Source organism: Priestia sp. ST2 (assembly GCF_055810735.1).
The window spans coordinates 420,759-435,124 of record NZ_JBVVNT010000003.1; the positions used below are offsets into that span (position 1 = coordinate 420,759).

General features: G+C 35.6%; 10 protein-coding genes. All 10 read right to left on the reverse strand.

Features of this window, described 5'->3' with window-relative positions; genetic code table 11:
- Position 1: 1 nt before the first annotated feature.
- Positions 2-808 (reverse strand): ABC transporter permease, encoded by an 807-nt coding sequence (locus tag AC0KUU_RS14620; RefSeq protein ID WP_340597863.1) that lies wholly within the window; start codon positions 806-808, stop codon positions 2-4.
- Between the two features lie 53 nt (positions 809-861).
- Positions 862-2,427, reverse strand: a complete 1,566-nt coding sequence (locus AC0KUU_RS14625) for a DUF6270 domain-containing protein (protein ID WP_340597865.1) — start codon at positions 2,425-2,427, stop codon at positions 862-864.
- A 120-nt stretch (positions 2,428-2,547) separates the two neighbouring features.
- Positions 2,548-4,710, reverse strand: a complete 2,163-nt coding sequence (locus tag AC0KUU_RS14630; protein WP_340597866.1) for a CDP-glycerol glycerophosphotransferase family protein — start codon at positions 4,708-4,710, stop codon at positions 2,548-2,550.
- The gene (locus AC0KUU_RS14635) at positions 4,673-5,860 is read right to left on the reverse strand and encodes a glycosyltransferase family 2 protein (protein WP_340597868.1); all 1,188 of its coding nucleotides are present in this window, start codon (positions 5,858-5,860) and stop codon (positions 4,673-4,675) included. The genes AC0KUU_RS14630 and AC0KUU_RS14635 overlap by 38 nt, the downstream gene beginning before the upstream one ends.
- Positions 5,857-8,583, reverse strand: a complete 2,727-nt coding sequence (locus tag AC0KUU_RS14640) for a bifunctional glycosyltransferase/CDP-glycerol:glycerophosphate glycerophosphotransferase (RefSeq protein ID WP_340597870.1) — start codon at positions 8,581-8,583, stop codon at positions 5,857-5,859. The genes AC0KUU_RS14635 and AC0KUU_RS14640 overlap by 4 nt, the downstream gene beginning before the upstream one ends.
- 76 nt (positions 8,584-8,659) lie before the next feature.
- The gene (locus AC0KUU_RS14645) at positions 8,660-9,943 is read right to left on the reverse strand and encodes a glycosyltransferase (protein WP_340597873.1); all 1,284 of its coding nucleotides are present in this window, start codon (positions 9,941-9,943) and stop codon (positions 8,660-8,662) included.
- 52 nt (positions 9,944-9,995) lie between these two features.
- Entirely contained in the window at positions 9,996-11,249 is a 1,254-nt protein-coding gene (locus tag AC0KUU_RS14650) for a glycosyltransferase family 4 protein (protein WP_340597874.1), read from the reverse strand.
- Positions 11,250-11,315: 66 nt separating this feature from the next.
- On the reverse strand, positions 11,316-12,197 hold the full coding sequence (gene galU / locus AC0KUU_RS14655) for a UTP--glucose-1-phosphate uridylyltransferase GalU (RefSeq protein ID WP_340597876.1): 882 nt from the start codon (positions 12,195-12,197) through the stop codon (positions 11,316-11,318).
- A 668-nt stretch (positions 12,198-12,865) separates the two neighbouring features.
- On the reverse strand, positions 12,866-13,576 hold the full coding sequence (locus AC0KUU_RS14660; protein ID WP_340597878.1) for a CpsD/CapB family tyrosine-protein kinase: 711 nt from the start codon (positions 13,574-13,576) through the stop codon (positions 12,866-12,868).
- Complete coding sequence (locus AC0KUU_RS14665; protein ID WP_340597881.1) at positions 13,566-14,318, reverse strand: YveK family protein; 753 nt, start codon at positions 14,316-14,318, stop codon at positions 13,566-13,568. The genes AC0KUU_RS14660 and AC0KUU_RS14665 overlap by 11 nt, the downstream gene beginning before the upstream one ends.
- Positions 14,319-14,366: the final 48 nt, after the last annotated feature.

Genomic DNA, 14,366 nt, shown 5'->3' on the forward strand with positions numbered 1-14,366 from the left:
TTTATAAATAGTCAACAAACTGCTTTCTGAATTTTACATGAATCGCCGAACCTAATATAAGCAACAAGAGAATGACACTCCAAAATATAATCGTATACGGAGAGTGAATAAAATTCCAGCTGCCTTTTAACAGAGATTCACGATAACCGTCTACAATATAATAAAAAGGGTTCATCGCAAAAATCTCTTTTAGCAACTGCGGCGTGTTGTCACTCGGCAACCATAAAATAGGAGTTACATAAAACAACATACGTGTAGCTGTCTGAATAAGCAAGTGAATATCTCTTACCATTGTAGATAAAGTAGATGTTACGAACGATAAAGAAAGCAAAAAGCAAAATGACGACAGCATAAAATACAATAGACTAATAATATTTATGTGGTGGATACCCTGAGACGTAATCACAATAATCATTAGCATAGCTACAAGTATTAAGTGCGTGTAAAGTTGTGCAACCACTACATATGTAGGTATGACACTCAGAGGAAAATTCATTTTCGAAACTGAATTTAACCTCGCATAGACTGAGTTAGAGCCTTGAAGAATGGCGGCACTAATAAAAAACCAAGGGATTAAGCCACAAATTAACCAAACAAAGAAAGGGATTCCGTCAACATCTTGACCTCCGCGTACTCCTAGACCGAACACAACCCAATAAACCCCAATTTGAAATAAAGGATTCAAAATAATCCAAAGTCCACCCAATAGGTTGTCCGCATACGATTTTTTTAACTCGTAAGCTGATAGTCTACCGATCATGTAGAGATTTTGAATTTGCTCTTGTATTACGATTTTAATTGATTTCATATGATAATTCCTTTTGTACAATTTATTGAGAAATAGAATTTATCTCTCAATGATTAAGCCTGCTCTAATTCTTGATATATTGTTGCAAAGACGTTTTCTGCTTCAAGATAATTCTTTACTACAATACGATGTAATTGCTTTAAAAACTGCTGATAATAGTTCATTTCAAAATGAACGTGGAAGACGCCCCAAGGATGGTCTTCGTAAGAGATATACTTCTCTTTTGTTAAATCGATTGCTTCTACTTGATAGTTTTCTTGAATATAAACATCTAGGAGGTCCCAATATTGATTTAATGCCTGAACATTGACAGAAGAAGCTATGGTTTTGACCTGGCCTTCATTGTCATAATAAGAATCTGTAAAGCGCGCTTTATGAAGAACTACTTTGCAAGTAGGCAATTCTGCTTGAAGAAAAGCAAATAGTTTATTAATCGCTTTTTTCCAAAGCTCCATATATTCGTCCTGGTTGTTTTGCAGGGTAATCGCATCATGATTTTTTAATTCCTTGAAATAACTTGTTTTAGCTAACTTCCAGTAATTATTAGTTAAAAAACTATCCGTCACACGAAGGCATCCAAAGAAGATGTCTCCAAATAAATCAATGATTAAATAATCAGGCTGCTGCTTTTTTAAATCCTCTAAAAACTGCTTCTGAAAATCAGTTTTAACATTCCATGTGTCCCAATCATTTAAGTTATCAATTTTGTCCTTTGGAAACGTTAAAGGAGAAGCCATTAAACTGATAATAGAAGATTGATTTTGTAAAGAAACACACTCGTAACTTTTTTTGTAGTCAGGATTAAATTTGCTGTTAAAATTATCACGTGTAACACATGAACCCAATACTGCTACTTTTACTGTGTCATTCTTTTTTCTTTCAATCCACATGGTTGCATGAGGTTCGCTGCTGTTTAGCTGAATAGTATATAATTCATTATTTAGCTGAGCAGAATTTCCCACATGTAGATGTGCTGACACTACCGTATCGTTCATGATGTACTGCATAGAGACGTCTTCTTTAGATATATTCTTATACAAGTGTACACTATTTTGAAGTGGTATACGAAATACAATTGTATTTAAATTCAGCCTGCTCTCAATGGCATATCTTTTTCCGCTTATAGTCGCATAGCAATCCTGGGGAAGAATCGTTGCATTCATTTCAACAGTAAGAATCAAATCTGATTTTTCTAAAGAGCATTCAATGACTTTTGCCGCAAAGTCTGTTTTAGTGTAAATGGCAACTGTTTTTTTATTTGTGCTATACGGTTTGATCCAATGAGTTCCCCATACTTTTTCATTCATATATTTGATTTTAGTTACATTAAAATCAGCTAGACTCAACTCGTAAACTTGCTCTTCTGCTTTAATAGCAACATCTATAATCTCTTCTACAGATACTGAATTCCCTTTTAAGTGCTTTAAATCATTCAAGTTAATAATGACTGAATCATCCAGCGAAATTTGCTGCGAATAAGTTATGCTTTTATTTCTATGTTTAGTACGTCTTATTAACAATAACTCAGCTGGCTTTAACTTGAGTTCTTTCGGAATGTTCAAGGCTATTTCTATGATAGCATTATCTCTATATTTAATGTTTTCTACTAGTATATTCATGACCCACCTATAATTAAATATGACTTCTCTTTGTGTAAAAAGAGCTTATAATATGAAGAAAATGCAACATAACTATTGCATTTTCTTCATCATGATTAGAACTTTTGCTTTTATAAATCATTAAGATGTTTTTTGCTTAATAACGTTATAAATACGCTGACAATTATTTTGATCTTTGTATTTAAAAATCCGCTGTGAATTTTTAAGATATTGCTTGTTTGCTTTAAAATCGTTGTTTACCACTGATCCAATAGCTGACATTAATTGATTTTCATTTGAAACAATCATTCCCAGATGGTTGTATTGGATTTCTTTTACTTGTGTATGGTGGTTATTGTGCGGATCAAACTGATACATAATAACCGGTTTATCCATATACAAGAAATCGCTTGATACCGAAGAATAATCCGTAATTAACAGCGAACTTTCTTTTAAGAGCTCTGAAACAGTAGCCGTACTTTTTACTAAAAACTCAATGTTCGGATGATCAATGACAAATTGATCCATAAATTTTTGCATTTGACTGTGAATATAAAACTTCACAGGAATGTTATGGCGTTCAATTATTTCTAAAAATTCTTGATTGGTAATGAGGTTTTTGTAAGCTTTATAATAATCCGATTTTAAGAAGCTATTTTTATTAATTTTAAATAAATGTCTTCTCCATGTTGGCATGATTAAAATTTGTTTTTTGACATCCAGTTCGTGAAGATTATCAAAGCGAGCTAAACCTGTTACAGCAACTTCATTCTCGCTGTAGCCGAGCGTGTTTTGAATAATTTTCTTTTCATATTCCGAGCTCGAAATAATAAGGTTTTGATTGTATCGCTCTTTATGTAAATAAGGAGAGATATTATGAATAATAACACCATGCTGTAAGCAGATATTGTATTTTTTGGCCAGCTGCTTTTGAAATAACTTTTTAAATGTTTCTTTTGACCTTGGATATGAACACTCCTCAAACGTCCATGCGCTAATGTAAGTGCTAGCTACCAGCATATATAGCTGATGCTTAAAAGAAGAATGATGAATGACATTTCCATGTTTCTTGACTTTGTCAAGGTGAGGAGAATCCTCGTTAATAATATAATAGACTTTTTGATTCGGGTAATGTTCTCGGCAGTACTTAAAGAAAAAATAACCATTGTCTTCTGCTTGATCTTCACGTTCTCCTACAAGCCATACTTTACGGTTAAATAACGATGCTTTAACAAGACTAGCGGCAGCTAGTAAAAACCCTTTGTATAAAGATTGTTTCAGGCTGCGAAGCATGCTGCTGGCTTTTCTAAAAGGCTTTGTTACTTTCCATGAAAGCGACTCTTCTAAGCTGTACGGGTTCTTTTTAAAATACTGCTTATATTTATTCGTTTGCTCATACCAATGACGCTTACTTCTTAGTAATTTAATATATTCAGTAGCTTCTTCGTCCAAGTTCTTATCGAGCATCTTAAAAATCGGAATATAGCCGTCTATACCGCAGCTTTTGATTTCTTGAGAGCTAAATAAAGCTAACAGACTTCTTAGCTCATTATAAGCAATCGTTTGCTTTTCTTCTGTTAAGTTATTTGTAAACGTATTTTTATCAATCAAGTAAAGCATATGAGTTAAAAGTTGAAATTTAATGGCTTCGTTTAATTCCTTAGGTGCTTGCATTTGCAACGCTCGGTTAACCTTGCCAATTTGTCCAATCGATGAGCTGATATAATCTTCATCAAAAGTAAACCCATTTTTGTATTTTAATTTACCAATGTAGTTAAAAGAAAGCTCTTTTGTATAGACGAGAAAATGAAAAGCTTCAACGGCTGTACTTGTGACAGATTTAGATACTAACTGCGGATGCTGAAGCAACGTATCTTTTTTTATTAATTTTAAAGAAGTTAACGCATTAACTCCTTTTTTTATAACATCAGCTGATGCATCCAAATTTGTTTTCACCGTTGAGTCTGCATTAGCTGATACAAAATCCAGTCCTTTTTTTTCTGCCGTGTTATATAACTCCTTATACAAATGAGGTGAAATACTATAATTAAAATCAAAGAAGCTGATATACTTTCCTTTTAAAGAAGCAAAGTTCACCTCGCTTTCTTTTTGTACATGTATGTTGGCCTCCTGAGATAATTTGGAGAGCTCAATTATTTCCTGAGACGTTTTTTCACCGGCTTGATCAAGAATCATCAATTCAATGTTTTCAAACCCAATCGTTTGCTCTCTTAATCTATTAAGAGTATCAATAAAATTAGTAAGATTACTTTCCTGCAAGAGTGCTACTATGCTGACTTTCATTTATATATCTCCTCTTAATTAGTTGTTTCAATTTAAAGTTACGGCTGCGTAAGATTTTTGTTATTTTCCATGAATAGCTTTTTCTGATTTTGGCATGTTTTTTGTATTCTGCCTGTAGCTCAGTACCTTGCTTGTACCACCAGCGTCTTGAAACAAGCATTTTATTATACTCTAGCGCTTCATCTATATATCCTTTATCAATTAAGCTGATAAAAGGACCTTCAAGCTTTAAATATTTTTCAATTAACTTTTTATCATACCCTTTAATAACGTCTTTAACTAAGTTAATCAAATAAAGTTTTGTATCTATTTGTAGACGGTTAAAGTCTGGGTCACACAGCTTCCACAATAGGGATCTCAGCGCGTTAATCTGAAAATATGTGTATTCTTCACTGCCAAGCATCGGTTTTACGAGCTTTGCTGCTTTCACATCATTTTCAACTGTACTTACGATATCTCGCTGAGTTAATGATAAGTTTTTTGCATCATTTCTTGCTCGGTACATATAAATAACCTTCGGGATATAGCTGAATTTAGCTGCTTTAGTGAAAAGCTGCATATCATAGTATTTGTCTTCGCCGTTTTTCATGCCTTCTACAAATGAAATGTTATGCTTTTTAATAAATGCTGTTTTAACAAGCTTTAAATAAACTGCTGTTTTCACTTGCAGAAAGAAAGGCACGCTTTTTATATCTGCATTCAAGTACTGCTTATGTAACAAATAATTTTTAAATGTAATATGCTCATACTCTCTGCCGTCTTCATCATCAAAGCTCACCATTTTCCCCATTACAAAGTCTGATTTATTTTCATTAGCGACCTTGTAAAGAGCTTCGTACGCATCATATGGAATATAATCATCGGGATCTAAAAAGATTAAGTATTCACCAGTTGCTTTTTCAATACCAATATTTCTTGGCTTCCCAGGAGCGCCCGTATTTTCCTCTAAATGAATCGATTTAAAATGAGGGTATTTCTGAGAATATTGATTCATGATCTCAGCTGTGTTATCCGTAGAACAATCATTAACCATAAGGACTTCCAATTTTTCATGGCCAATTGTTTGATTCAACAAGGAGTTTAAGCACTCTTCGATATAACTTTCTACATTGTAGATAGGTAGAATAACTGTAATTAATGGTTTATTCATTCATAATTCCCTCCACTCAATTGGTTAAATAGTAAATTGCTATGAGAATGTTCTTTTACAACATAATTTTGAATTTTATTAGCTTTATGAATAGAAAAGTGAGGAAATTGCTTTAGTAGCTGAATCACTTCTTTTTCCGTTTCTACTCTCTCTCCAAATAAATCTTTTTTATGGTTAATAGGGCCTTCATTGTAATGCTTTGAATAAAAGTCATCATAATCGAACTGATAGAATAAAACAGGTTTATTCATATAAGCAAAATCGAACGATACAGTCGAATAATCAGTAAGCAGCATACTGTGACTTCTTAATAAATTTTGAACAGTTTCTTCTCCTTGCTTCACGACCGTGATTCTAGGGTGAAAAGCAGGAAACTCTCCAATTAACTTTTGCATTTGATAATGCGGAAAGAACGTAACCGTTAAATCTTTTTGTTCAAGAAAACGGTGAAATTCTTCGTTTTCAAGTAGAGACAAATAGCGTCTCCAATAATCAGATGTAAACAGTTGCTGCTCTGTTTTAATCCAGCTTCTCCATGTTGGCATGATGAGAATTTCTTTGCCTGTACTTGTATCTTCAAGCGCGTCCCAGCGTGCAAGCCCCGTCTCAATTACCTCGTTTTCGCTATAACCAAATTCTTTCATTACGTGTTTTTTTTCGAACGGTGAAGAAACAACAAACTGACTATAATTCATTCTATTTTTATGAAGAACATGATTAACCCGGCTAACACCGATTACACCATGCTGAATAAAAATCTTTTCATTTTGCTGCCACTCTGGATAATACTTCATAATTTTTTTATACGATTCCGTATGCATGTTAGAAGTTTCAACGTAGCTGTTAATGGTTTTATGAGATATGAGTAAATAAAACGTGTGCTTCAGACTATTAAAATGAATAATATTTCCTAAATGCTTGATAAATTGATAATCTGGAGATTTCTTATCAATTACATAATAAATATTAACGTTTGGATGATGCTTGCGAATATATTGATACAAATGATAAGAGTTATCTTGAGCCGTATCTTTTCGCTCACCAATCAGCCAAATTTGTTTTTTCACATAAAATAAACGAAACATTCTATATAATAGAATCGCTAAAAACGTATGATAATCCTTAGCCTTCAAAAAGCTTCCATCATATCGAATATCTCTTTTTACTTGAACAGAAAAAGACTTTAATTTCCCTAACATATTTACTTTTTTTAAGCTAATTTTCATTTGTGAGCGTGTGTTAAATGCTGTTTTGATTTGAATATTGTTCACTACATGGGTTTTCGTACGATTTCGCAGCTGCGCTAGCATCACTTTTATTGGTTCTTCCACTGTTACATCATTTACAGTCAAACGAATATATACCTGCCACTCACCTTGCTCAAGAAAACCCAATACGTTGAGAGAAATCGTTTTAAAGCCAGCGTCTTGGTAATTAATTTGATTATGTGAAAATAAATAACTCACGTCTGTTCGTAAATCCTGCTGCAAAGGAACTGCTTTCTCTTTTTCTCGACGTTTAAACACCAAGTCTTTTTGCATTCCTTTAGCAGACAAGCCTTTAATAAACGCATAGCCCCCAAGCGTAAGCTGCCCATCTTTTAATTCGATAAGCTCAATTCGCTGTTCAACTTCTACGTGCTTCACTTCTAAGTACTGCTTATATCTAGGAAATGTTTTGGCCAAAGAGCTGTAAAACAGACCTTCTTCCAAAAAAATCTCGTTTATAAATTCATCTTTACAAAAAGAAAACATTAAGTTCATAAACTCTTCATAATCTCTCTGTACAATCATTTGTGTAAACAACTGACTTTTGCTGTCTAAGCTGGACGTTACTTCACGATGAACAAGCGTATCTAAAAAGCTGCTGCTTATATCTAACAGCTCATTCAAATGATCATTCGGCAGCTTAGGACCCTTTGTAAAAAGAGAGTTAAAGAAAAATTCTGCCTGTCTCTTTTCGATTTCGTGAAGCAGAGACCGTTCATTGAGAGTACCGTATAAACTCTTTAATTTTTGCTGTACCATTACTAGCTGTTTGAAAAATGAAAGAGTACTATTTTTTGATAGTGTCATTTCATTGTCATTAACTCGGTAATACAAAACGTCACTATTTTCTACTACCGTTTTACGCGAGCAGTAGAGACTTTTTTGAGTGAATAACAGATCTTCACCAACATGTAAATCTTCATCAAAAGAAATGCTATGCTGAATAAGAAGATCTTTTTTAAATAATTTATTGCTTGCTGAAGGCGTGAGATGCAGTTCTTTGTGGGTAGAAATATGCCGTACGGCAGGAAGGCCTTTTGCAAAGACTTTCTTCATATAAGCCAAATGCCAAGTGCGATACTCGTTAAAACATTCAAAGTTTCCTACAGCGGTATCTGCATCTGATTGCACTGCGGCTTTATACAGCCTTTCATAGGCATCAGCCGATACATAATCATCTGCATCTAAAAAGGCAACATACTCGCCTTGTGCGTAAGATAAGCCTTTGTTTCTGGCCGAGCTTACTCCATTATTTTCTTGAGTGAGATAACGAACATGAGGATGTGCTGCAGCATATCGGCTCGAAATGATGCCGCTGTTATCTGTTGACCCATCGTCTACAATGATGATTTCAATTGGCTGCAGAGACTGATTGATAACAGACTCAATACATTGAGAAATATAGGGTTCTTTATTATAGTTTACAATTACGGCGGTGACTTTATATTTACTCAAGTTGCTCATTCCTATTCTTGTAAAAATTAGTGATAATGCTGCACACATTTAGAAGGTTAAAATTCTAGCTGACATACTATGCCAGCTTTTTGTAGATATCAATAAAAATTTCTTTTTCATTATTCCAGTTGTACTTTTCGCGAGCTTGATAGCAATTAAGGCTCATTCGTTCACGTTCTTCAGGATGATCAAGCAAGTAGTTAACGCCATTGGCAATCGACTCTGGATCATGCGAGTCAACGCATACCCCTACTTCCTCTGTTTCTACTACTTTTTGAATTTCAGGGAAGCTGCAGGCGATAACGGGAACCGCACTCATCATATACTCAAATAATTTGTTTGAAGACGCAGAATAATGGTTAAAACAAATGTTATTTAATACTTGGAAACCAAGATACGCATTTTTCGTATAATGCATAAGATCTTCCACCGGTACTTTTGCTAGGAACTTAACGCGATCTTCAAGTCCTTGCTCTTTCACCATTTTTTGAAGCTGAGGTTTAATACGACCGTCACCGATGAAGACAAGCACGCCTCGTTTGAACAGCGGTGCTGCTTCTACTAGCTTATCAAGTCCTCTTCCAACTTGAACACCGCCTTGATATAAAAGAATTGGCTCATGGGAAGGAATATTTAGCTGCTGATGAAGATCAACAGATTGACTCAACTCTGGCTTCACAACAAACGGATAATTATGAACAACCTGCGGATACAGCTTGTACAAGTCTTCTGTATATTTAGCACGCGTATGATTTTCTGCAATCATCACATCCGTAAACTTAATATAAAGTTTTTCCATTATTCCGTAAATAGGACTGTTGTACCCAGTGCGGCTTGTTTGCACTTCGTGAGAATCATATACTAGCTTTTTCCGGCGCAAAATTTTTGCACATGTAATGCCTTGGGGAAGCGTGTTTAAATCATTCGAATGATAAATATCATATTTCTTTTTTAACCCATACTTCACCATTTGACTTGCAATATAGCCTCTAACCATAAACGTTCGAGCTTTTGGCGTCACAAACAGTCCAAGGAGAACAGCTACTAGTAACGTGATAACTGTCAGCTTCCATAATCCTAAGCCAAGTATAACTAAAGCAAGCAGTTGCAAAGGAATGCTTTTTTTCAAACGTCGAGCAGCTCCAAGAAGCATTTGTAATAGCGGAAACTGGTTATTTACACGAATAACGGTAAACCCTTCCTTGCGCTCTTCTTTCTTTTTAAGCTGTGGATTTTTCCGGTCGTGAATCGCAATAAGATCCACATTATAGCCGGCTTCTACCAATGAAGAACATTCTCTTAAGACACGGGCATCATTGGTAAAATGATTCCACACAAACATACATACGTTCTTAGACATCTTTATCCTCCGTCGTTACTTTTAAGATATTCATAGTGAAGATTCTATGTAATTATAAAACTTCGGCTTTTTCTCTCGTTTCTACAGGAGCCATCTCTTCATATGTAGATACTCTGTTTTCAATTAAGTTGATTAACACATTGATATTTCGTTCCCACAGAAAATGTTGCTGAACATACTTTCGGCTGTTTACCGCCATTTCACTTCGAAGAGAAGGACGCTGATACAGATATAAAATGTGTGTTAACATTTCTTCTGCATCATGAGAGTTGGCTACAATTCCAGCTTCTGTTGTTTCAATGATCGTTTTAGCATAACCTGATACGGCTCCAACAATAGGAAGACTGCACGTCATATAGTCGATAATTTTCCCAGGCAATACCGTTTCAAATACTTCCTTGCCGTTAAGAGTAACAATTCCAATATGATGAGTTGAAATCGTCTTTAAACATTCTTTACGCGTAGAAGGCTTCATAAAATTCACGTTAGAAAGATTATGTTCTTTCGCAAACTTAACGAACTCCCGCTTTTTAAATCCGTAACCCATCACCGTGAGCTGAATATCATACTCATTTAGTTCTTTCGCTAATTCCATTAAGATGGTGACATCTTGAGCCAAGCCGATGTTTCCTGCATACATGACTTTGAACGGCCCGTCACCTGATTCAATCGGAGAGATTTCTTCTTGTCGAGCGGCATTTGGCATAAAAGAGATTTTCTTTAGAGGAATATGATAATTACCGATGATAAAATCTTTAAAGCGCTGACTATTTACGATAATTTTATCGGCTTTTATATACAGAAGCTTTTCTAACCTGCTGAAAATATAAATAATAAACCGATAATTAAAAACCCCGACTCCCTTTAGTGATTCCGGCCACAAATCTCTTATATCGAGAATCATTTTTGTTCGGTACCGATACTTCGCTACTAACCCGACAACCGCAATAAAAATAGGCGGCGACGTCACAAAAATAACATCGTATTTTTTACGATCAAATAAAATAAATAAAATCATTCGAAACGCAATTTCTAAGTAGTACCATAAGCGGTTAATAATGCTTCTAGAGTATTTGCGATTGGCTACTTTTACTCGTGTAACATCATTTTCTTCGTCTAATGAATCATCGTCCCAAAACTGTTCATCGCTATAGATTTTCTTATTTGGATACGTTGGTTCAGTTGTCAAAACATTTACATCATAATCATTTTCTTTTAAGAGCTTATATACGTTTTTCATCCGGTTTCCGGCGCTTCCGATTTCCGGATAAAAATGTTGAGAAATCACAAGTACTTTTTTTGTCATTAAGCTTCACCCCAATACTACTTAACCGGCAACCTACTCAAATAAGCTACCGGCAGGTTTCTCTGTTTAAGCTTTGATTTGCTGCTCTTTTAACAGCTGCTCCATAAATACAAGAAGATTTTTACGCAAATCTTCGTGCTGAAGAGCAAACTCGAGCGATGTTTGGATAAAGCCTAATTTTTCTCCTACGTCATAACGTTTGCCCTCAAAATCATACGCAAACACGCGCTGAATTTCATTTAGCTTTTGAATCGCATCGGTTAATTGAATTTCCCCGCCCGCTCCAATTTCTTGCTCTTCTAAAAATTTAAAAATCTCAGGAGTGAATACGTAACGGCCCATAATCGCTAAGTTTGAAGGTGCTGTACCTGCTGCTGGCTTTTCAACAAATGACTCTACTTGGTAGCGGCGGCCTTTGTTTGAAGAAGGATCTACGATACCATAGCGATGCGTTTCATTTTCAGGAACAGTCTGAACACCGATCACCGAAGATAACGTTTGCTCATACTCATTCATTAATTGGCGCAGACAAGGTGTTTCTGCCTGTACAATATCGTCTCCTAAAAGAACAGCGAACGGCTCGTTGCCAATAAAGTTACGTGCACACCACACCGCATGCCCTAATCCTTTTGGTTCTTTTTGGCGAATATAGTGAATTTCAACATTTGAAGACTGGCGAACTTTCTCTAATAGCTCAAATTTTCCTTTTTCAGCTAAGTTTTGCTCTAGCTCAGGCGCGTTATCAAAGTGGTCTTCAATCGCACGCTTGCCTTTGCCCGTTACGATAATAATATCTTCAATGCCTGACTCAATTGCTTCTTCAATAATATATTGAATAGTAGGCTTGTCTACAATCGGAAGCATTTCCTTTGGCATTGCCTTTGTAGCAGGTAAAAAACGTGTTCCTAATCCTGCTGCTGGAATAATCGCTTTTCTTACTTTTTGCATGTTATGTTCTCCTTTATTATGTAGTTGTGTCTGTACGAGCTTTTCCGCTAAAAACCGCGTCCACTACCCGTGTTTTGACTTCATTAGATAAATTTTGCACTAAAAGAAAAAAAGAAGGATGGGCTGGTTTGCACTTATAATTCTGTCCAAACTAGCTATCTTTTCTTTTACAAAACGTTCTTTTTTTCTACACATATAGTAATATATCTTTTTCCTCAGTACGCCATTACGTATATTAAAACGCAAAATAACACGTTTCACTATGTCAGACCTTCTGACATGGCTGTTTTAAGCATAATTTCATCCATCTTATCAAGTAATAAGTCTGGATGCATATAGGAAAAAGGTGTCAAATTAAAATAGCAATGAAATTTTCATCTTTATTTCGTATGCCTTAAGACCTAACAAAAGCAATATTCATATTAGCACATTACAGTAAGTATTTCTATGTCTTTTTTTGTCGAAATTTCTACCTCAGTAAATGTAACACTTTCTTTCCTTATATAATTCGCTAAGGGAAAACTAGGAACAGAACACCTCTCAAGCCGAAAAAGAAGCTTTTCAGAACTTAAAAGGAGCCTAAAAAACAGCAAACAAAAATAAGGCGCCAAAACCGCTTTGGTTTCGACGCCTTATGAAAAAGCCTGCCTGTTATTTAAGAAAATAGGTTAATTACTTCCATAATAGTAGTAATAATTTCCTTCTTCCATTTTACGATTATTAAGAACCGCTCCAAGCAATTTTGACTTTGCGTGCGTTAGCAACTCTTTTGCTTTTAACGCTGCATCTTTTTCCGTTTTCGAACTGCTTACAATTAAAAGAGAAGCGTCTACTTGATTAGCTAAAATTTGAGCATCCGCTACTGCTAAAATAGGGGGTGTATCAAAAATAACCATATCAAACCGCTCCTTCATCTCACCAAGCACCTCTCCCATTTGCTTAGAAGCAAGAAGTTCAGAGGGGTTAGGAGGAATTGGACCGCTCGTTAACACATAAAGATTTGGAACTTCTGTAGATTGAACAGCTTGTCCCAAAGACGATTGGCGGGTTAACACGTTCGTAAGACCCGTATGATTTTCAAGACGGAACGTATAATGTGCAGTCGGCTTTCGTAAATCTCCGTCAATAAGCAGCACGTTCAAGCCTTGCTGTGCATAAACAGCAGCTAAATTAGCAGCTGTTGTAGACTTTCCTTCAGAAGGTCCGCTCGAAGTCAGTAAAAGAGATTTAATCTCTTCGTCCGTTCCTGAAAACTGAATGTTCGTACGAATCGTGCGGTACTGCTCAGCAACCGGATCTTTCGGACTGTTATGAGCGAGCAGACGTCTCTTTAACGTCAGCATTTTATCATTTTTTTGTTCTTTCTTTTTACGAGCCAAACGTCTCACCTCTTTGCGGTACGCGAGCAGTTAGATCCGGACGCTGTACGTTAGTTGCTTTTGGTACATCTTTAATCGTTGTCACAACTCCCATAACGGGCAGTTCTAAAAGATTTTCAATATCTTGCTCTGTTTTTAACGTATTATCTAAGTATTCTAGTAAGAAAGATAGACCCACACCTGCTATTAGTCCAATTACAACACCAATTGCAATGTTCATTAATGGCTGAGGCTTAACAGGGCTGGCGTTTTCACCAAGCGTGGCTTTTGACAACACTTTTACATTGTCCACGTTCATAAGTTTGGGCACTTCTTTTTGGAAAACAGAAGCTGTTGTATTCGCAATCTCAGTCGCACGCTTCGCACTTGTATCTTGTACGACAATCTGTGCTACTTGAGAGTCTTGGGCACTCGTTACTTGAATTTGACCGCTTAAGCTTGCAGCAGATCCATCAAGCTTAAGTTCTTTAACCACTTTGTCCAAAATAGCTGGACTTGTGATAATGTCATTGTACGTGTTAATAAGCTGCACGTTCGTTTGAACGACTTGCGTATTATATAACTGTTGATCATTTTTTGCTTGATTAACTAAAATCTGCGCTTTTGATTGATACACAGGCGTTAGAACAAAAAAGCTAATTACGGCACTTACAGTTGCTGCGATAATGGTAATGAGTACAATAAGCCAAAGACGCTTACGAAGCACTGCAAACAACTCTCGCAAACTAATAGTCTCTTCCATAGTTGACCTCCGAACTTAGTAACTTCTAAAAAATTCAATCTACTTCAT

Coding starts and splice junctions, on each gene's coding strand:
- AC0KUU_RS14630 (WP_340597866.1), bottom strand. CDS start 4,710: ATGAAAGTCAGCATAGTAGCACTCTTGCAGGAAAGTAATCTTACTAAT.
- galU (WP_340597876.1), bottom strand. CDS start 12,197: ATGCAAAAAGTAAGAAAAGCGATTATTCCAGCAGCAGGATTAGGAACA.
- AC0KUU_RS14645 (WP_340597873.1), bottom strand. CDS start 9,943: ATGTCTAAGAACGTATGTATGTTTGTGTGGAATCATTTTACCAATGAT.
- AC0KUU_RS14625 (WP_340597865.1), bottom strand. CDS start 2,427: ATGAATATACTAGTAGAAAACATTAAATATAGAGATAATGCTATCATA.
- AC0KUU_RS14620 (WP_340597863.1), bottom strand. CDS start 808: ATGAAATCAATTAAAATCGTAATACAAGAGCAAATTCAAAATCTCTAC.
- AC0KUU_RS14665 (WP_340597881.1), bottom strand. CDS start 14,318: ATGGAAGAGACTATTAGTTTGCGAGAGTTGTTTGCAGTGCTTCGTAAG.
- AC0KUU_RS14635 (WP_340597868.1), bottom strand. CDS start 5,860: ATGAATAAACCATTAATTACAGTTATTCTACCTATCTACAATGTAGAA.
- AC0KUU_RS14650 (WP_340597874.1), bottom strand. CDS start 11,249: ATGACAAAAAAAGTACTTGTGATTTCTCAACATTTTTATCCGGAAATC.